The organism is Williamsia maris (assembly GCF_024171815.1).
In the GTDB taxonomy this organism is placed as follows: domain Bacteria; phylum Actinomycetota; class Actinomycetes; order Mycobacteriales; family Mycobacteriaceae; genus Williamsia_A; species Williamsia_A maris.
In genome coordinates, this window is record NZ_JAMTCJ010000001.1 from 964,631 (window position 1) to 983,412 (window position 18,782).

General features: G+C 67.8%; 18 protein-coding genes. 8 read left to right on the forward strand and 10 right to left on the reverse strand.

From position 1 onward, the window contains the following. Positions 1-40: 40 nt before the first annotated feature. Positions 41-2,125 (forward strand): LCP family glycopolymer transferase, encoded by a 2,085-nt coding sequence (locus LX13_RS04560; RefSeq protein WP_253660097.1) that lies wholly within the window; start codon positions 41-43, stop codon positions 2,123-2,125. 101 nt (positions 2,126-2,226) lie between these two features. Next, entirely contained in the window at positions 2,227-2,904 is a 678-nt protein-coding gene (gene phoU / locus LX13_RS04565; RefSeq protein WP_188491478.1) for a phosphate signaling complex protein PhoU, read from the forward strand. A 75-nt stretch (positions 2,905-2,979) separates the two neighbouring features. Here phoU and pstB read toward each other — a convergent pair whose 3' ends face one another. From pstB to LX13_RS04595, 6 genes are all read right to left on the reverse strand, one after another. Then, a complete protein-coding gene (gene pstB / locus LX13_RS04570) occupies positions 2,980-3,756 on the reverse strand; it encodes a phosphate ABC transporter ATP-binding protein PstB (RefSeq protein WP_253660098.1) in 777 nt (258 codons plus the stop codon). Between the two features lie 61 nt (positions 3,757-3,817). Further along, positions 3,818-4,723: a phosphate ABC transporter permease PstA gene (pstA, locus tag LX13_RS04575; RefSeq protein ID WP_253660099.1), complete on the reverse strand. Its 906-nt coding sequence runs from the start codon at positions 4,721-4,723 to the stop codon at positions 3,818-3,820. Then, the gene (gene pstC, locus LX13_RS04580; protein WP_253660100.1) at positions 4,720-5,751 is read right to left on the reverse strand and encodes a phosphate ABC transporter permease subunit PstC; all 1,032 of its coding nucleotides are present in this window, start codon (positions 5,749-5,751) and stop codon (positions 4,720-4,722) included. The genes pstA and pstC overlap by 4 nt, the downstream gene beginning before the upstream one ends. Positions 5,752-5,913: 162 nt before the next feature. Beyond that, positions 5,914-7,023, reverse strand: coding sequence for a phosphate ABC transporter substrate-binding protein PstS (gene pstS / locus LX13_RS04585; RefSeq protein WP_253660101.1), 1,110 nt, complete (start codon positions 7,021-7,023; stop codon positions 5,914-5,916). 238 nt (positions 7,024-7,261) lie between these two features. Beyond that, positions 7,262-8,203: a mycothiol synthase gene (gene mshD, locus LX13_RS04590; RefSeq protein WP_253660102.1), complete on the reverse strand. Its 942-nt coding sequence runs from the start codon at positions 8,201-8,203 to the stop codon at positions 7,262-7,264. Continuing rightward, positions 8,193-8,975, reverse strand: a complete 783-nt coding sequence (locus tag LX13_RS04595) for a winged helix-turn-helix transcriptional regulator (RefSeq protein WP_253660103.1) — start codon at positions 8,973-8,975, stop codon at positions 8,193-8,195. Before LX13_RS04595 ends, mshD begins: the two co-directional genes overlap by 11 nt. A 137-nt stretch (positions 8,976-9,112) precedes the next feature. Here LX13_RS04595 and LX13_RS04600 point away from each other — a divergent pair, with 137 nt between their 5' ends. From LX13_RS04600 to LX13_RS04610, 3 genes are all read left to right on the forward strand, one after another. Continuing rightward, on the forward strand, positions 9,113-10,042 hold the full coding sequence (locus tag LX13_RS04600) for an LmeA family phospholipid-binding protein (RefSeq protein WP_253660104.1): 930 nt from the start codon (positions 9,113-9,115) through the stop codon (positions 10,040-10,042). 251 nt (positions 10,043-10,293) lie between these two features. Beyond that, entirely contained in the window at positions 10,294-11,127 is an 834-nt protein-coding gene (locus LX13_RS04605; RefSeq protein WP_253660105.1) for a sulfurtransferase, read from the forward strand. A 2-nt stretch (positions 11,128-11,129) separates the two neighbouring features. Next, the gene (locus tag LX13_RS04610) at positions 11,130-11,438 is read left to right on the forward strand and encodes a DUF1416 domain-containing protein (protein WP_253660106.1); all 309 of its coding nucleotides are present in this window, start codon (positions 11,130-11,132) and stop codon (positions 11,436-11,438) included. A 70-nt stretch (positions 11,439-11,508) separates the two neighbouring features. Here LX13_RS04610 and LX13_RS04615 read toward each other — a convergent pair whose 3' ends face one another. Then, positions 11,509-11,892: a nuclear transport factor 2 family protein gene (locus LX13_RS04615; RefSeq protein WP_253660107.1), complete on the reverse strand. Its 384-nt coding sequence runs from the start codon at positions 11,890-11,892 to the stop codon at positions 11,509-11,511. Positions 11,893-11,961: 69 nt separating this feature from the next. On the opposite strand from LX13_RS04615, the gene LX13_RS04620 reads away from it, so the two are divergent. The 3 genes from LX13_RS04620 (at position 11,962) to LX13_RS04630 (ending at position 13,958) form a co-directional block, all read left to right on the forward strand. Further along, on the forward strand, positions 11,962-12,447 hold the full coding sequence (locus LX13_RS04620) for a MarR family winged helix-turn-helix transcriptional regulator (protein ID WP_253660108.1): 486 nt from the start codon (positions 11,962-11,964) through the stop codon (positions 12,445-12,447). 195 nt (positions 12,448-12,642) lie between these two features. Continuing rightward, the gene (locus LX13_RS04625) at positions 12,643-13,317 is read left to right on the forward strand and encodes a heme-binding beta-barrel domain-containing protein (RefSeq protein ID WP_253660109.1); all 675 of its coding nucleotides are present in this window, start codon (positions 12,643-12,645) and stop codon (positions 13,315-13,317) included. A gap of 92 nt (positions 13,318-13,409) precedes the next feature. Beyond that, the gene (locus tag LX13_RS04630) at positions 13,410-13,958 is read left to right on the forward strand and encodes a DinB family protein (RefSeq protein ID WP_253660110.1); all 549 of its coding nucleotides are present in this window, start codon (positions 13,410-13,412) and stop codon (positions 13,956-13,958) included. A gap of 293 nt (positions 13,959-14,251) precedes the next feature. Here the strand turns inward: LX13_RS04630 and cydC are convergent, their stop codons facing one another. From cydC to cydB, 3 genes are read right to left on the reverse strand one after another with little or no spacing between them, the layout of a single operon-like run. Next, positions 14,252-15,937 carry a thiol reductant ABC exporter subunit CydC gene (cydC, locus tag LX13_RS04635; RefSeq protein WP_253660111.1) on the reverse strand — a complete coding sequence of 562 codons (1,686 nt, stop codon included), beginning with the start codon at positions 15,935-15,937 and terminating at the stop codon, positions 14,252-14,254. Further along, positions 15,930-17,699, reverse strand: a complete 1,770-nt coding sequence (cydD, locus tag LX13_RS04640) for a thiol reductant ABC exporter subunit CydD (protein WP_253660112.1) — start codon at positions 17,697-17,699, stop codon at positions 15,930-15,932. The genes cydC and cydD overlap by 8 nt, the downstream gene beginning before the upstream one ends. Beyond that, positions 17,699-18,772: a cytochrome d ubiquinol oxidase subunit II gene (cydB, locus tag LX13_RS04645; RefSeq protein WP_253660113.1), complete on the reverse strand. Its 1,074-nt coding sequence runs from the start codon at positions 18,770-18,772 to the stop codon at positions 17,699-17,701. The genes cydD and cydB overlap by 1 nt, the downstream gene beginning before the upstream one ends. Positions 18,773-18,782 lie beyond the last annotated feature (10 nt).

Below are 18,782 nucleotides of genomic sequence, written 5' to 3' on the forward strand. Positions count from 1 at the left end.
GCCAGTACCATTGGCGAGACATTGACAGCGGAGGAGTTCGGTGAGCGACGACCACACTCCCGAATCCAACGATTCGGGTGAACCTCCGCGTCCCCCCAGGGACGGCAGCCGCCCGTCGGACGCGCGGCCGGACAGCCCGTCCCCCGACAACATCCGGGACGACATCCGGCGCCGTCTGGACCGACCGTCCGACGATGTCCTCCGGGAACCCGCCGGTCGCGGCGGTGTTCCGCGTGGTCGCACCCAACGCCTGACCGTCGCCGAGCTGCTCCGTCAGATGGAGCAGTCCGGCCAGTCCTCGCCCGGACAGCCCACGTCAGGCCCCGCGGCCTCGGGCACGGCACCGTCGTCATCGGCGACATCGAGCCCCACCCCGCCCAGGTCACGACCGTCCGCATCTCGCCCCGCACCGCCCGCCGACATCGACGACGACGCGACACAGACGATCACCCCGGTCCCGGCCGACGCCGACTCGTCCGACACCCCCACGCGAGCGAGCGGCCACCGCCGTCGTCGCAACGCCGGCCCGGCCGTGCTGCCGCCCAGCGACGACCGACTCGCCGAGGCCGCCAGACGCCAACACCGACGCCACGCCGCGACCACGGCCGGTCGAGTCCTCATCGCCGTGGCCTGCGTGCTCGCCCTCGTCGGCACCGGGACCGTGTGGGGCTATCTCCGGGCGACCAACGGGGAGTTCCGCACCATCGAGGCCGTCAACGCCAACGACAAGAACATCCGCAACAAGGACGCCCAGTACGGCGACCAGACCTACCTGATCGTCGGCACCGACACCCGCGTCGGCAAGAACGGCAAAGTCGGAGCGGGTACGACCGCCGACGCCGAGGGCGCCCGTTCGGACACCGTGATCCTGGTGAACATCCCGGCCAACCGCAGCCGCGTGGTCGCGGTGTCGTTCCCCCGTGACCTGCAGATCGACCGCCCGCAGTGCGCCGGCTGGGACAACAACACCGGTACGTACACGAGCGACGTGGTACCCGCCGAGACCGGCGCGAAGCTGAACACCGCCTACGGCGACGGCGGTCCGAAATGCGCGGTCGAGGTCATCCAGCAGCTCTCCGGCCTCAACATCAACCACTTCATCGCCATGGACTTCTTCGGCTTCGAGCAGGTGGTGAACAAGCTCGGCGGCGTGCAGGTCTGCTCGCCCACCCCGCTCTACGACTACGAACTCGGACAGATCCTGTCGAAGGCGGGCTCGCAGAAGGTCACCGGCAAGCGGGCGTTGAACTACGTGCGTGCCCGCACCGTCGACACCGAGGGCAACGGCGACTACGGCCGCATCAAACGCCAGCAACTGTTCCTGTCGTCACTGCTCCGCGGGATGCTCTCCGGCCAGGTCCTGTCCAACCCGGTCAAGCTCAACGGCATCATCAACACGTTCATCAAGAACAGCTTCGTCGATCAGGTGAACACCCAGGACCTGATCAATCTCGGGCAGTCGCTGCAGGGCCTGCAGGCCGGTCGCGTCACCTTCCTGACGACACCGACGTCGGGCACCACGACCGACGGCTCGAACAACGAGATCCCCCGCACCGAGGACATCAACGCGATCTTCGACGCGATCATCAACGACGAGCAGTTGCCCGGCGAGCAGAAGGCCGCCGCACCGTCGTCGTCCTCGTCGTCATCCAGCTCGAGCAGCAGTTCCAGTGCCCCCACGTCGACCGCACCCGAGACCCCGACCCAGGCGACCGCGTCGGCGACGACCCCGGGCAATGTGGGTGTGCGGGTGCTCAACGGCACCGGAACCGCCGGCCTCGCATCGCGGGTGTCCGACAGCCTGTCGCAGCTGGGTTTCGACGTCCGCGGTGTCGCCGACGCCTCGGAGAACCAGACGACCACGGTCGTGCGTTACGGACCCGGCCAGCAGGCCGCCGCCGCGACCGTCGCGTCGATGATCACCGGGGCGGTCATCCAGCCCGACCGCACGGTCAAGTCCGGCGTCGAGGTGCTCCTCGGTAGCGACTACCCGGGCGAGCTGAAGCCGGTACCCGATGCGGGCACGCGCTTGACGGTGACCGAGAACCCGCAGTCGTCGGAGGCCATCGACCTGCCCAGCGACCTCAGCGTCACCAACGGGGCGGACACCTCCTGTAGCGGCTGACGTGCGGTGCGATGGGTCGGATCGGAGGTATCCGCGTCCCGTTCACCACGCGTTCACCGGGATAGAACCGTTCGCTTCGCCGTCACCAGTACCCTTGGCACATGCGTACCGCGTACCACGAGCAGATGGCTGACCTGAACCGCATCCTGGGACACATGTCCCAGCTTGCCGGTGTCGCCATGGAGCGCTCGACACAGGCACTTCTCCAGGCCGACCTCGCCGTAGCCGAGGGCGTCATCTCCGACCACGAGCAGATCGTCCGTCTCTCGGCGCAGGCCGAGGAACAGGCGTTCGCCCTCCTCGCGCTGCAGGCACCGGTCGCCGGTGATCTGCGCGCGATCGTCAGCGGCTTCCAGATCGTCGCCGACGTCGACCGGATGGGTGCGCTCGCGCTGCACGTCTCCAAGGTCGCCCGTCGCCGGCATCCCGCGAAGGCGCTGCCCGAGGAGGTCAACGGTTACTTCGCCGAGATGGGCCGACTCGCGGTCGCCCTGGCGATGAACGCCCGTGAGGTGCTCAACAGCCAGGACCCGTCCGACGCGCTGCGCCTGCAGGCCGACGACGACGCGATGGACGACCTGCATCGGCACCTGTTCACGGTGCTCATGGACCGCGAGTGGCGCCACGGCGTCGCCGCGGCGGTCGACGTCACGCTGCTGGGTCGCTACTACGAGCGCTTCGCCGACCACGCCGTGCTCATCGGTCGGCGCGTGGTGTTCCAGTCCACCGGCAAGACCCCCGAGCAGTTCCTGGAGGGACAGCAGCAGGCCCAGGCCTGACCCGTTCTCGGAGCCAGACGAACAAAGAGCCCCGGCCCTCTCGAGGAGGACCGGGGCTCTTGTCGTCGGTGGGGTCTATCCGAAGCGGCCGGAGATGTAATCTTCCGTGGCGCGCTGCTCGGGGTTGGAGAACATGGTCTCGGTGTCGTTGACCTCGATGAGCTGACCCGGCTTGCCCGTCGCCGCCAGGTTGAAGAACGCCGTCTGGTCACTCACACGCGCGGCCTGCTGCATGTTGTGGGTGACGATGACGATCGTGTAGTCCTTCTTGAGCTCGGTGATCAGGTCCTCGATCGCGAGGGTCGAGATCGGGTCGAGCGCGGAACACGGCTCGTCCATGAGCAGCACCTCGGGCGAGACCGCGATCGCACGTGCGATGCACAGACGCTGCTGCTGTCCACCGGAGAGGCCACCACCGGGCTTGCCGAGACGGTCCTTGACCTCTTCCCACAGGTTCGCGCCACGCAGGCTGCGCTCGGCGACCTCGTCGAGCTCCTTCTTGTTGCGCAGACCCTGCAGCTTGAGGCCGGCCACGACGTTGTCGCGGATCGACATGGTCGGGAACGGGTTGGGGCGCTGGAACACCATGCCGATGGTGGAGCGGACGCTCACCGGGTCGACGGAACGGCCGTAGATGTCCTCGCCGTCGAGCAGCACCTTGCCCTCCACGCGGGCACCGGGGGTGACCTCGTGCATGCGGTTCAGCGTGCGCAGGACCGTCGACTTGCCGCAGCCCGACGGGCCGATGAAAGCGGTGATGGAGCGCGGCGGGACGTCGAGGCTGACGTCCTTCACGGCGTGGAATGCGCTGTAGTAGATGTTCAGGTCTTTGAGGTCGAGACGCTTTGCCATGGTGTCGCTTTCGTTCGAGTCGTTCGAATGTCTGTGGGGCCGAGGGGCCGTCGGAGAGTGGTCAGGCCTTCTTGGGGGCGAACAGGCGGGACACGAGCTTGGCGCCGAAGTAGATCACCGCGACGATCAGTACCAGGGTCAACGCCGCGCCCCAGACCTTGTCGAGTGCGTCGGGACCGTTGTTGTACTGCTGCACCATCATCAGAGGCAGCGACTGCTGATTGCCCTCGAACGGGTTGTTGTTGACCGCTCGGGTGGAGCCGACCAGGATCAACACCGGCGCGGACTCACCCATGACTCTCGCAACCGAGAGCATCACACCCGTCACGATTCCCGAGAGTGCCGTCGGCAGGACGATGCTGACGATGGTGCGCCACTTGGGCACACCCAGCGCGTAGGACGCCTCGCGCAGATCCTGCGGGACGATCTTCAGCATCTCCTCGGTGGAGCGCACGACGATCGGGATCATCAGCAGCACCAGGGCCAGCGCCACGACGAAGCCGGAGCGCGGCAGGCCGAGGGTGGTGCGCCACACGGCGTAGATGAACAGGGCCGCGACGATCGACGGGACTCCGGAGAGGATGTCGACCATGAAGGTGGTGAAACGCGCCAGCACCGACTTGTTGCCGTACTCGACGAGGTAGATGGCGACGAAGATGCCCACCGGGATCGAGATGACCGCGGCCAGCAGCGTCTGCTGGAGGGTGCCGACGATCGCGTTGAACGCGCCGCCGTGCAGCTCGTCGAACTGCCACCAGTCGGCGGACAGGATCGGGCTGATGCCCCGGACGACGAGGGTGACGAGCAACCAGACCAGCGGCGCGAGGGCGATCAGAAGCGCGGCCGAGACCAGCACGAGCGCGGTCCGGTCGGTGAACTTGCGTCGGCCGGTGACCTTGGTGAAGCCGGACGCGTCCCGCTTGACCGGACCGAGGCTGGGATTCGGGGTCTCGAGAGTGGCAGTCATGACTTCGCCTTTCCGGCGACGACCGAGCGGGCCGCGGCATTGACGATGAAGGTCAGCACGAACAGGGTCAGGCCGGCGGAGATGTAGGCGCCGGTCTTGATGGGCGAGTCGAACTCGGCGGCGTTGTTGGCGATCTTGGTCGCAAACGTCTCACCGCTCTCCATCAGGTTGAAGTCCAGCGGACCCGCGGTGGAGATGATGAGCAGCAGCGCCATCGTCTCGCCGAGGGCGCGGCCCAGGCCGAGCATCGAGCCGCTGATGTAGCCGGAGAACCCGAAGGGCAGCACCGAGACCCGGACGACCTCCCACTTCGTAGCGCCGAGGGCGAGTGCGGCCTCACGCTGCGCGGTGGGGGTCTGCACGAAGACCTCGCGGGTGACCGCGGTGATGATCGGCAGGATCATCACGGCGAGGACGATTCCCGCGGTGAGCAGGGTGCCGCCGGTGGAGAGGTTGGCGACCTGAGTCGGTTCCTGGAAGAACGGCAGGAACGAGAGGTTGTCGACCAGCCAGTTGTCGAGGGGCACCAGGGCCGGCCCGAGAACCAGGATGCCCCACAGGCCGTAGACGATCGAGGGCACCGCGGCGAGCAGGTCGACAAGGTAGGTGATCGGCCCGACGAGACGTTTGGGGGCGTACTGGGTGAGGAAGATCGAGATGCCCAGCGCGATCGGCATGGCCAGGATCAGCGCGATCACCGACACGACCAGCGTCGCGTAGAAGAGGTTGGCGATACCGAACTGGAGATCGTCACCCGAGGTGACCCAGTCACCGGTGTAGGTGAAGAAGTTCTCCGAGTTCTTCAGCAGCGCCGGTACCGCCTGGATGACCAGGAAGATCGCGATCAGCGCGATGAGCACCGAGATGACGATGCCGGAGCCGACCGAGAGGGTCCGGAAGATGCGGTCCCCGAGTCGGATCACCGACCCCTTGCCCGGGGCGTCGGGCTTGTCCGCGTTGTCCCCGGTCGGTTCTGGGCCGGGTGCGACGCCGGCCATCGGGTCCGGGCCGCTGATCGATGACGTCATGGATCCTTCTGAGTCAGCCGTCTGGCCGGCGCGCAAGCTGCCACCGTGCACTTCGGTCATGAGCAATGTCCCCCAAGTGTCTCAACTGCGTCCGCGGGGCCGCAATGTCGCGGCCCCGCGGGCGTCAGATGTCGTTCTTCGATCTGGCCCGGTGAATCCGGATCAGCCCAGCGCGTCGACGGTTCCCTGCAGGGTCGTCTTGTAGCTGTCGGGCAGGGCGACGTAGCCCTCGTCGGCCAGGCCTTCCTGGCCGTTGTTCAGGATGGTGGTGAACGCGGACTTCAGGATCGCGCCCTTGTTGCCGGTGTAACCCTTGGAGCAGACGATCTCGTAGGTCGTGAGCAGCAGCGGGTAGGCGCCTGCGGTGTTGGTGGCGAAGAGCTTGTCGGTGTCGACGACCAGGTCCTTGGAGCCGGGGGTCTTGAACGACACGTTCTCCAGCGCCTTGCCCGCGGTCTCCGAGGTCAGCTTGGTTGCGCCCGAACCGAAGTCGAGCTGCGACAGGCTGAGCTTGTTCTGCTCGGCGAAGCCCCACTCGACGTAGGTGATGGAGCCGGGGGTCTTCTTGACGGTGTCACCGACACCGGTCGACTTCGACGCGGCCGAGCCGCCCTGGCCCTTGAACGTCTTGTCGTGCGCGTACGGCCAGTCCGCCTTGGCGGTGTCGCCGAGGAAGCGCTGGAAGTTGTCGGTGGTGCCCGAGCTGTCGCTGCGATGGACCGGGACGATCTTGTCCGACGGGAGGGTCTTGCCCGGGTTCAGTGCTGCGATGGCCGGGTCGTTCCAGGTGGTGATCTTCGAGTCGAAGATCTTCGCGAGGACGCTGGGGTTCAGGATCAGGTCGTCGACGCCGCTGAGGTTGTAGGCGATGGCGACGGGGCCCGCGACCAGCGGGATGTGCCATGCGTCGTTGCCCGCGCAACGGGTCTTGGCGGTGGCGGCCTCGTCGGCCTTGAGGGCCGAGTCCGAGCCGGCGAAGTCGACGTCGCTGCTCAGGAACTTCTTGACGCCGTCTCCCGAGCCGCTGCCGGTGTAGTTGAGGACGATGCCGCCGTTGCTGGCGAGGACATCCTGGAACTTCTCCACGGCCTTCTGCTGGGCGGTGGAACCCTCGCCGCTGACGGCCTGGCCGCTGAAGCTGTTGTCGCCGCTGGCGTCGCCGGAATCGCTTCCGCCCCCGCCGCTGCAGGCCGACAAGGTGAGTGCGGCCGCGACCACGATGCTCGCGGCGACACCGCCGCTGCGCGCAGCCGAGCTCAGGTTGAGTTTCACGCCAAGGTCCTCCGTTGTGTGGTGATGCTTGCTCTTGGAGTGAAAGTTAGGGCGCAGTGGTGGACGGTCCGCCGACAAAAGGTGAACGCGCGGTGAATAGATCAGCCGTCAACATGGTCGGTCGGCCAACACACGGCACAACCCATCAGTCCAGGTGAGAACCGTTTCCGGAGGCAACGAATTGGCGTGAGCAAGCACACACCCGGGCCGGGCCGGGAACGCAAGGTTCGGAGCTTTCTCAGCCGTATGCGACGTCGATGGAGTGCTGCGTGAAACCGAGGCGCGCGTAGGTGTGCAGCGCGGCGGCGTTGTCGCCCTCGACGTACAACTCGACCTCGCCGAGGCCGGTGTCCTCGAGGTACCGGATACCCGCGAGGGTCAGGATCCGACCGAGTCCGCGGCCCTGGGTTCCGGTGTCGACACCGACGATGTAGACCTCGCCGAGTGCCGGCTCGTCCTCGCCATCCGGGTTCGTCACGGCCGGGTGCACCTTGGTCCAGTGGAAGCCCAGCAGTGTGTTCGGGTCGGCGCGGTCGAAGACCAGGAACAGGCCCTCGGGGTCGAACCAATCCGACCCCGTTCGCGCGGTGATCTCGTCGATGGCCCAGCCGCCCTGCTCGGGGTGCCAGTCGAACGCGGCGTTGTTGACGCGGAGGATCTCGGCGTCGTCGCCGCTGCCCTCATAGGTCCGCAGCAGCAGGTCATCGGGGATGTCCAACGGCGGCAACGGGTTGTCGGCGTCGCCGAGCGGGCGACGCAGCGAGAGGAGCTCGCGCAGGGCGGTGAGTTCGAGCTTTGTCGCCAGCGCCTTCGCGCCGGGGAGGTCGCCGTGGGCCCAGATGCGTGCGGGGTCGGGTGCCGTGTCGAGCGCGGATCGGACCAGCGCGAGACCGTGACCGTGCCGCCGGTGACCGGGATCGACGGCTGCCTCGACCATCGACGGTTCGTCGTCGCGACCCGGGGTGATGTTGGCGTAGCCGACCAGCGTGCCGTCGTCGGTAGCCCTGCGCACGACATGGGTGACACCACCGGAATCGATTGCCGCCCGGGCCTGTTCGGACAGACCGTCCACGCCGTCCGCTCTCGCGACGCGCTCGACGAGGTCGCGGGCGGCCGCTGCCGTGGAGGGATCGAGGTCGTCGAGGGTCTCGACATCCGATCCGACGGAGTCAGTTGCCATTGCTGATCGGGCTCAGGACGGTGTCGTCGAAATCGGTGTCGGTCGATTCGTCATCGGGATTCGGTTCGTCAGGTGCCGACCCCTCGGAGGACTCGCCACGGCCACGACTCGGACGGACCGCCTTGTAACCGACGTTGCGGACCGTCCCGATGAGCGCCTCGTGCTCGGGGCCCAGCTTCGCGCGCAGGCGTCGGACGTGGACGTCGACCGTGCGGGTGCCACCGAAGAAGTCGTAACCCCACACCTCCTGCAGCAGCTGTGCACGGGTGAAGACCCGACCTGCGTTCTGCGCCAGGTACTTCAGGAGCTCGAACTCCTTGTAGGTGAGGTCGAGGGGCCGACCGCGCAGCCGCGCGGTGTAGGTGCCCTCGTCGATCACCAGGTCGCCCAGGGAGACCTTGCCGCTCGACTCCTCGGCGGCCACTCCCCTCGTGCGCACCACCAGCAGGCGGAGCCGCGTGTCGAGCTCGGCCGGGCCGGTGTTCGGGAGCAGGAACTCGTCGAGCCCCCACTCCGCGTTGACCGCGACCAACCCGCCCTCGGTGAGGACGGCGACCACGGGCACCGACGACCCGGTGCTGCCGAGCAGCCGACACAGGCCACGAGCAGCGGCCAGGTCGGTCCGGGCATCGACGATCGCCACGTCGGCGTTGCCTGCCTCCATGAGCGAGGACACCTCGGTGGGAACGACGCGAACTGTATGAGCCAGCAGTGACAACGACGGCAAGACGGACTCAGGGGTGGGATCGGCTGTCAGTAACAAGAGATCCACAAACCACTCCGATCTCAATTGATCGCCATATGTACGCTGGCTTACCAACGTGTGCGAGACAGGTGTCAGAATAACCGCAATATGGCCCGAGCCTGTTACCGGCCGTTGATCCGGCGCTGTCGAACGGAGGGTTTCGAGTGCGCAGGACCCTCACATTTCTCGCCCTGGGCCTGGTTGTAGTGGTCGTCGCGCTCCTCGGGATCGACACCGGATTCGCCATCAATGCGGAGCGCAGCTTTGCGCGTGCGTTGATGGAATCGCGGGCATCCGACGGTGAATCGCCTGCCCTGCGCTACGAACCCGAGGTCACGATCTCCGGGTTCCCCGCCACCCGATCGATAGCCGACGGTCATTACTCGGGCATCGGCATCACGGCGCGAGCAGTCGATGCGACCGGACCGGCGACCTTCTCTGGTAACCGGCAGCCCCGAATGGCGCACGCATGCACGGGTGACAATCCTTGTCATGTCGACATCCGATCGCGACTCACCGGTGTCCGGGTCGGGGGGTCGCGGTCGTTGACCCGCCCGTTCCCGCCCGAAAGCGGGTTGCGCGTGGCCTCGGCCAGCGCCTCGACGACGCTGGACACGGTGGCCCTCGGCCGGTTCCTCGGGATCGACGACCTGACGGTGAACACTCCAGCCCCTCGCGGAAAGGCGGGCGGAGGCGGCCCCGGCGACGGCCTGCTCTCCCGGACGTCGGGAATCCTGATGACCGGAACGGTCCAGACGGCGCGGCCCGACGTGCGGGAAGTGAAGGTCAGCGTCACTGTCGACGTATCCGTGCGCAACGGATCGCTGCACCTCGAGGCGACCGGTTTCTACGACGGACCAGAGGAGCACTCGGGCACCACCGTCGCCCCGGACGACTCCGACGTCGTGCTTGGCCGGTTCACCGCCACCCTCCCGCCGTTGCCGATGGCCTGGGGCACAACGGCCACGTCTGCCCGGAGCAGCGGCAGCGACCTCATGCTCGAGGGCACTCCGCATCCCGAGATCTACTCACCGTTGCTGTTCCTCGACGCGGAGAGCGTGCACTGGATGTACTACACCGGTCCGCCCCGATGAGCCGCTGGTCAGATGATCGCGCGGCCTTTGTTACCCTCGACCCCATGCTGACGCGCCGTGAGTTCATGCTCACCCGCCGCCGGGCGATCGACTTCTGTCGATTCGCCACCTGCCGCTGTCGCTAGTCGGGTCCTTCGCGGTCTCACCGCCACCCGACCACATCCGTTCCATCCGCGCCGTATCTCGCTGCGCACATCCCACCGATGAACCCTCGGGCAAAACATCACGTACGTCCCTATGAAAGGAACACCATGGCTCGCTCCGATGTCCTGGTCAGCGCCGACTGGGCTGAGCAGAACCTGAACACCGACAAGGTCGTGCTCGTCGAGGTCGACGAGGACACCACCGCCTACGACGGCGGCCACATCGCCGGCGCGATCAAGCTCGACTGGAAGGCGGACCTGCAGGACCAGGTCCGTCGCGACTTCCTGAACCAGGAGCAGTTCTCCGACCTGCTGTCGACACGCGGCATCGCCAACGACGACACCGTGATCCTGTACGGCGGCAACAACAACTGGTTCGCCGCCTACGCCTACTGGTACTTCAAGCTGTACGGCCACAAGGACGTCCGCCTGCTCGACGGTGGTCGCAAGAAGTGGGAGCTCGACGGCCGCCCGCTGTCGACCGACGCCGTGTCGCGTCAGGGCACCTCGTACAAGGCCGAGGCCCCCGACCTGTCGATCCGTGCGTTCCGCGACGAGGTCATCGACGCCATCGGCACCAAGAACCTGCTCGACATCCGGTCGCCCGACGAGTACTCGGGCAAGATCCTCGCGCCGGCCCACCTCCCGCAGGAGCAGAGCCAGCGTCCCGGCCACATCCCCGGCGCGGTCAACGTGCCGTGGAGCAAGGCCGCCAACGAGGACGGCACCTTCAAGTCCGACGACGAGCTCAAGGAGCTCTACGACGGTGTCGGCATCGATCCCGCCAAGGGCACCATCGCCTACTGCCGCATCGGCGAGCGTTCGTCGCACAGCTGGTTCGCACTGACCCAGCTGCTCGGCTACGACAACGTCAAGAACTACGACGGCAGCTGGACCGAATACGGCTCTCTGGTGGGCGCCCCCATCGAGCTTGGAGAATAGATATGTGTGCAGCACCGAAGCAGGGGCAGAAGTTGCCCGCCGGAGTCGACGTCGAGAAGGAGACCGTCCTGACCGGTCAGGTTCTCGACGCTGACGGATCCCCCGTGGCGGGCGCGTTCGTCCGCCTGCTCGACGGGACCCGCGAGTTCACCGCCGAGGTCGTCGCGAGCGGAACCGGCGATTTCCGGTTCTTCGCCGCGCCCGGCACGTGGACCATCCGCGCGCTGTCGTCGCGGGGCAACGGTGAGACCACCGTGACCCCGGACGGCACCGGCGTGTTCGAACACGACGTCACGGTCGCCCCGAGCTGACCCACGTCCCTTCGACGACGAGTCGCCCCCATCGCATCGCGGTGGGGGCGACTCGTCTCTGCGGGTGTGGCTACCGCGGATCGAGGAACGTGTAGAGCGCGGTGAACCGGCCCGCCCGGACATGCGCGACGTCCATGCCGGTCACCACCGCGGGACCACCCGCAGGCCCGAGGGCCCAGGACACGCGGCCCAGATCGTCGATCACCGCGGGCTCGACGCCGATGGTGAACGTCAGGCCGGGTGCGTCGAGCTGCAGCGTCCGGATCTTCGCGTCGATCGCGTCGTACCCGGACACCGACCCCTCGGCGTCGTAGAAGTGGGCGTTGGGGTCGTAGAGAGCCTCGATCAGCTCGCGGCGGGCGACGTCGTCGGTGGTGTTGAACACCTCGAGAACGTTGCGGCGCATGGCATCTGCGATGGCGTCGGACGAATTGGTGCTGGTGGTCTGCGACACGGGAACCTCTATGGTGATGATCGGAGGGCGGACGTCGCCCGAGTGATCGATGACCCGAAAGTACATGACATGTCACGTAATGACCAGTCGCGGGACGCGCCGTGGCTGACGGCTGCGCAGCAGCAGACGTGGCGTTCGTACATGGGGTTGTCGCTGCAGATGACCTATGAGATGAACCGGCAACTCTCCGAGGACGCCGACCTCTCGCTCGCCGACTATTCGGTGCTCGTCGCGTTGGCCGACAGCGACGACGGACGACGCGGACTGACCGACCTCGCCACCGAGATCGGATGGGAACGCAGCCGGCTGTCGCATCATCTGAAACGGATGTGTACCCGCGGCCTGACCGAGCGCCACCCGTCGAGGACCGATGGTCGGGCGACCGACGCGACCTTGACGTCGGCCGGCCGCGTGGCCCTCGAGGCCGCGGCCGCCGGTCACGTCGACCTCGTGCAGCGACTCTTCTTCGCGCCCCTCGCCGAGCAGGACGTCGTGTCGCTCGGCGAGGTTCTCGACCGGCTGAGATCCCACGTCCGTGACGCGGGCACCCTCTGACCACCCCACGAGTACCGGCGTGACGCGGTCCCGACGTTTCGTCGTAGAATCGACGACGTGGTCATCTTCTTCGAAGTCCTGCTGGTGCTGGCGACGCTCGCGATCGTCTGGTTCGGCCTGTACACGCTGTACCGGTTGATCAACGACGAGTCGTGATCCGCACGCTCACTGCGCTCACACCTCACGGGGACACACATGCCGACCGATGACGCGTCCGGCGCGGAATCGACGCCGCCCGTCATCGCGGGCAATGATGCGATCGCTGCCGCCGAAGAGCGTGCGGCGCACACCGCCGACGCCAACATCCCCAACCTCACCGGGCTCCCGTTGCCCGACGACACCGCCAACCTGCGCCAAGGCCCCGATCTGCATCCGGGCCTGCTCGGCCTGCTTCCACTGGTCGGCGTCTGGCGCGGTCTGGGCGAGGGCAACGATCCGGCTTCGGGCAAGTACCACTTCGGGCAGCAGATCGTCATCAGCCACGACGGGCAGAACTACCTGAGCTGGGAGTCGCGCTCCTGGGTGATCGACGACGACGCCCAGTACGTCGGCCCGAGCCTGCGGGAGTCGGGCTTCTGGCGCATCAGCGGACCCGACAGCGACGAGACGATCGAGTTCCTCGTGACGCACGCCGAGGGATGGATCGAGTTGTTCTACGGATCGCCGTTGAACCAGACGTCGTGGGAGCTCGTGACCGACGTGGTGATCACGTCGGCCTCCGGCACCGCCGACGGACGCCAGATCGGCGGCGCCAAGCGTCTTTACGGTCTCGTCGAGGACGGCGATCTCGCCTACGTCGAGGAACGTGTCGACGCCGACGGCGACCTGGTCCCGCGGCTCTCGGCGAAGTTGCAACGTCACATCGGGTGACGTCCCGTCAGTGAAGTAGCACTACTGCGGTGTGTCGGATACTGGACTAAGGGTTGATGCGCGCAATGCCCTGTTGGTGAGAAGCTGACAGGATGATGATTGCGAGCGCGAATGTGCCGGGCGAACGCGAGACGCTGATCGAGATCTACGGAGATCAGCGCAAGGCACTCCTCGTCACCCTCGACGGGCTCTCCGAGGACGACGCACGCAAGGCATCCACCGTGAGCGAGCTGACCCTCGGTGGTCTCGTGAAGCATCTGACGAACCTCGAGAAGTACTGGATCACGACCATCGCGGAGGCCGATCCGGACTCGGAGTTCGATGTGGCCGGCGCGGAGAACGCCTACACGCTGACCGACGGCGACACCTTCGAGGCGTGGCTGGCCGAGTACCGCGACCAGGCTCAGCGCACCGACGAGTTCATCGCGACCGTCCCCGATCTCGACCTGTTGATCCCGGTCCCGACCGCGCCGTGGGCGCCGGTCCGCCAGCACCACACGGTGCGGCGCATCCTGCTGCACCTGTTCCGCGAGACCGCGCAGCACAGTGGCCATGCCGACCTGATCCGCGAGTCGATCGACGGACAGAGCACCACCACGACGATGGCGTCGGACGCCAACCGGAGTTCCGACCGGGCCTGAACCCCCCCGGACATGGGACGACCCCCGCACCGCTCCCTGGGGAGCCGAGCCTGTCAGGACATGACAGGGGTACGGGGGCCGGGCGACCACCTGGGATTCGCAGGGTGACGGCGCCGCTGTCACGTCAACCGTGACGGGCGGTTTCGCACCGGGGAACCCGGGCAACACGCCACCTAACTGATGGTCACCTCACGTGTCCATATGTTTTTCAACTGCAGACCACCTCCTTCCTCGTGTACGCCCGACGCTACGCGCGCTCCGACCGCTCGGCAACGGATTAATCGAGTCATCGATTACGCGGCACGCGAACGCGACCGCGCCTGGCGGCCTTGACAACCGAGATCCACCACGCGGGCCGTACCGATGTCCGTCGGCAGACGGTGTGTCACCAGGACGACGGTGCGTCCCGGTTCGACCAGACCGCTGTCGGGGTCGAGCAGGGCGCGGTGCAGTCGGTCGGACTCGGTGCGGTCGAGGTGCTCGCACGGCTCGTCGAGCAGCAGCACTGGTGCCGGGTTGATCAGCGCCCGTGCCAGCAGCAGACGTCGGCGTTGCCCGGCGCTCATCGCGTCGGCGCCGCTGTCGAGGACGGTGTCGAGGCCGTCGGGCAGTCCGGCCACCCAGTGGTGCAGGCCGACCGCGTCGAGCGCCGCGTGCAGCATCGCGTCGCCCGCGTCGCCGCGGGAGACCAGCAGGTTCTCTCGCACCGAGGTCGTGAAGACGTGGCCGTCCTCCCCGAAGTAGCGGACCGCGTCGTCGAGCGTTCCACCCGGCGCACGCACCGTGCCTGCGATCGGCTCGAGCAATCCGGCGAGGGTGAGCAGCAGGGCGGTCTTGCCGCAGCCACTGAGACCCACGACCGCGACCCGGTCGCCGGGTTCGATGACGTCGAGGTCGGTGTCGGGGCCGAACGCCGTCGCGCTCGGGTGGCCCCAGCGCAGACCATCGGTACGCAGCGTCGGTGTCGCATCAGGCGGCACCGGTCGCGACGCGCTCGGTCGGGGTACGGACGCGAGGTCGGTGGCGGGCCCGGCCCCGTCGACGAGGTCCATCACCCGCGCCGCGGCGAGCCGACTGCGGTGCAGTTGCCTGCCCGCGTCGATGAGCGAGCCGGCCGTCTCGAACGCACTGAGCGGCAACAGGATCAACACACCGATGGTGGTGGCGTCGGAGGTCGAGCTCATCCCGACGGCGATCAGGCACGCGATCAGGGTCGTGAGCGCGAAGGCGGCGGGCAACACCGCGGCGGCGGCGGATTCGATGCGTCGCCCGCGGTCGTGAGCGATCAGCGCCCGACGCTCGGCGTCCTCGGCCCGGCCCAGTAGCCAGTCCCGACGGCCGGCCACGACGAGTTCCGGTGCGTGCCACAGCAGAGTCGCGGTGATCTCGGCGACCTCGTCGCGCGCGGTGTGCGCGTCGCGTTCCGAGCGCGCGGCACCCGCGGCGGCCGCGATCGGTGCGACGACTCCGGCGAGGACCCATGCGGCGGCCATCGCGACGCCGGCCCACGGCGAGATCCACGCCATGACCGCGACGGCGGCGACGGCGGTGACCGCGGCGGACCCGATGGGGATGAGGCCGCGGATGAGGGCGTTGCCCACCTCGTCGATGTCGTCGCCGCTGCGCGAGACGATCTCGGCGCGACGCAACGTCACCGAGTACGACGGCGACCCACCCGCCAACGCGCGATAGAGCCGTTGACGGGCGGTGGCCATGGCGTCGAGGGCGAGGTCGTGTGTGGCCAGGCGCTCCAGATATCGCAGCAGAGCACGCGAGATACCCAGTGCGCGAACGGCGGTGACCGCCACCGACAGCGCCAGCACGGGTGGCATCTGCCAGGCCCGGGTGATCAGCCACGCCGACAGGCCGGCCAACGCCAGTGCGCTCATGGCGGCCGCGGCACCGAGCATCATGGACTTGGCGACCGGTCGGACGCGGAGTCCGAGCAGTCGCAGCGCGCGAACCAGCGGATCAGACATGGACCGCGCCCATCTCGATGATGTGCCCGGCGGACGCGAGTACGGCCGGTCGATGACTGACGACGATGACCGTGTCGCCCGCAGCCGCACGGGCACGCAGAGCGTCGATGACGCGGGCCTCGGACGCGTCGTCGAGGTGCGCGGTCGGCTCGTCGAGCAGGAGCAGCCGCGCGGGCGACGCCAGCACCCGGGTGAGCGCGAGGCGTTGTCGCTGCCCGGCCGAGATGCCCACACCGCCGGTACCGATCAGGGTGTCGACGCCGTCGCGTAGTTCGCGCACGACGGTGTCGAAACCGATGGCACGCGCGGCGGTGTCGATGGCCGAACGGTCGGCGTCGAAGAGCATGAGGTTGTCGAGGACGGTGCCGGGCACCACGACCGGTGGCTCGGCCAGCCAGGCGATGTCGCCGACCGACGGTCCGGTCACGGGGGTGTCGCCGATCAGGACGGCGCCCTCGTCGGGACGGATCAGGCCGGCGATGGCCTGCAGCGTGGTGCTCTTGCCGGTGCCGTTCTCACCGGTGATGACGGTGATGACGCCGGGTTCGCATCGGGCGGTGAGTCCGCGCGGGGCCCACCCGTCGCGGTCCACGATCCCGAGGTTCACGAACTCCACCCCCGTCGACCGGGCGGTTGCAGACATCGACTGGGCACTTAACGGCGTCAATTGGGCACTTGAACCCGTTGGTTGGGCACTCGACGCCTGTAGGTGCCCAACTGGCGGGTGTACGTGCCCAACTAGCGGGTGTACGTGCCCAACTGGCGGGTGTACGTGCCCAACTGGCGGGTCGAGGATCGCGAGGACATCGTCGGCCGCGGTGCGACCGGCCTCGGAGTTGTGGAACTGCGTACCCACCGACCGCAACGGCAGGTAGACCTCCGGCGCCAGGATCAGCGCGAGGATTCCCGCGTTCAGGCTCATCTCGCCGTAGACCAGCCGCAGCCCGATACCCACGGCCACGACGGCGACACACAGCGTCGCCAGCAACTCGAGCACCGCACCGGAGAGGAACGCGATGCGCAGCGCACCCATCGTCGAGCGTCGGTTGGCCTGCCCCAGCGCACCGACACGATCGACCGGCTCGTCGGCGCGATGCAGCGCCCGCAGGGTGGGGATGCCGGCCACGAGGTCCAGGAGTTGCGCAACCTGTCGGTTCATGGCGTTCAGGCGAGCGCGGGTCCGCTCGCGGGTCATCAGACCGATCAGCACCATGAACACCGGGATCAGCGGCAGCGTGACGACGACGATCACCGCGGACGTCAGGTCGGTGAACGCCATCACCACGATGACCGCGGGCGTGACGGTCACCGACAACACCAGCGAGGGAACGAACGACGTCAGATACGGTCCGAGTCCTTCGAGTCCCCGGGTCAGGACGGTCATCAGGTCGCCGCGCCGGCGCTGCAGATCGCGCGGGCTGGTGCGCGCCGGGTCGGTGAGGGCCTCCAGCGCGGCACCCCGCAGTTCGGCGATGACCGCCGCGGACGCACGATGCGCGTACCGGTCGTGGCCCATGGTCGCGACCACCCGCACCACGAATGCCGCCGCCACCATCCCGAGATGCGCCGCCTGGGCGTCGAGCGACTGCGACGACGGATCGGTGACCAGCTCCGAGAGGATCGCGGCGATGGCCACCGCACCGACGACCACGGCCGCAGCCGTCACCACACCCATGGCACTGGTGATCACGACGTAGCGACGGGCGCTGGGCGACCGGCGGAGCAGCCGGGGGTCGATCGGCGGTCGCGATGTCGCGCTCATCATGATCGGTTCTCGGCAGCCGCGTCGGAGGGCGCCCGCATCGACAGCCCGATCGACGACGGGATGTCGCGGGTGGAGATCCGTTGCCGGAACACCCAGTACGTCCACGCCTGGTAACCGACGACCACCGGGACCGTCACGATCGACGCCCAGCTGATGACGGTGAGCGTGTAGTGGCTCGAGGTGGCGCCCGCGATGGTCAGGTCGAAGGCAGGATCGATCGTCGACGGGATCAAGGCCCCCCACAACGTGCCGAAGATGATGACCGCGACCGCTGCGATGGTCAGACTCGTGGCCACGAACGCGAGAACCTCGCGCCGCGCAGTCGTCGCGATCGCGGTGACGACGGCGGCGACCGCAGCCACCGCCAGAGCGATTGCGGTGACACGGGTTCCGTGCTCCGCCTGGTTCCACAGGCCGAAGGCGAGGACCACCACCGCGGTGGGAACGGCGAGTCGGCGGGCGACGGTCATCGACGCGACCCGCATCTCGTCCGCGGTCTTCAGCGAGAGGAACACCGCCCCGTGCGTCACGAACAGGATGGTCGTCGCCACGCCACCGAGCAATGCGTAGGGGTGGACCAGATCGCCTATGCCGCCCACGAACTGGTGGTCGGCATTGATGGGCAGGCCGCGCATGAGGTTCGCGAACGCGACTCCCCACAGGAAGGCGGGCAGCCAGGATCCCAGCCCGATGCCGACATCGCACCACCGCCGCCAGCGGGGGTCGTCGATCTTGCCCCGCCATTCGATGGCGACCACCCGGGCGATGAGTCCGACCAGGATGAGCAGCAACGGAAGGTACAGGCCGCTGAACATCGTTGCGTACCAACCGGGGAAAGCCGCGAACATCGCACCCGCACCGGTGATCACCCACACCTCGTTGCCGTCCCACACCGGGCCGATGGTGTTGATCAGCACGCGCCGTCGGACGTCGCCCTCCTGCGCCGTCTCGCCGCGGCGTCGGCCGACGAACGGCATCAGCATGCCGACCCCGAAGTCGAACCCTTCGAGGAGGAAGTAGCCGGCGAACAGCACGGCCACCACCACGAACCAGATCTCCGGAAGACTCATCGGAACCGAC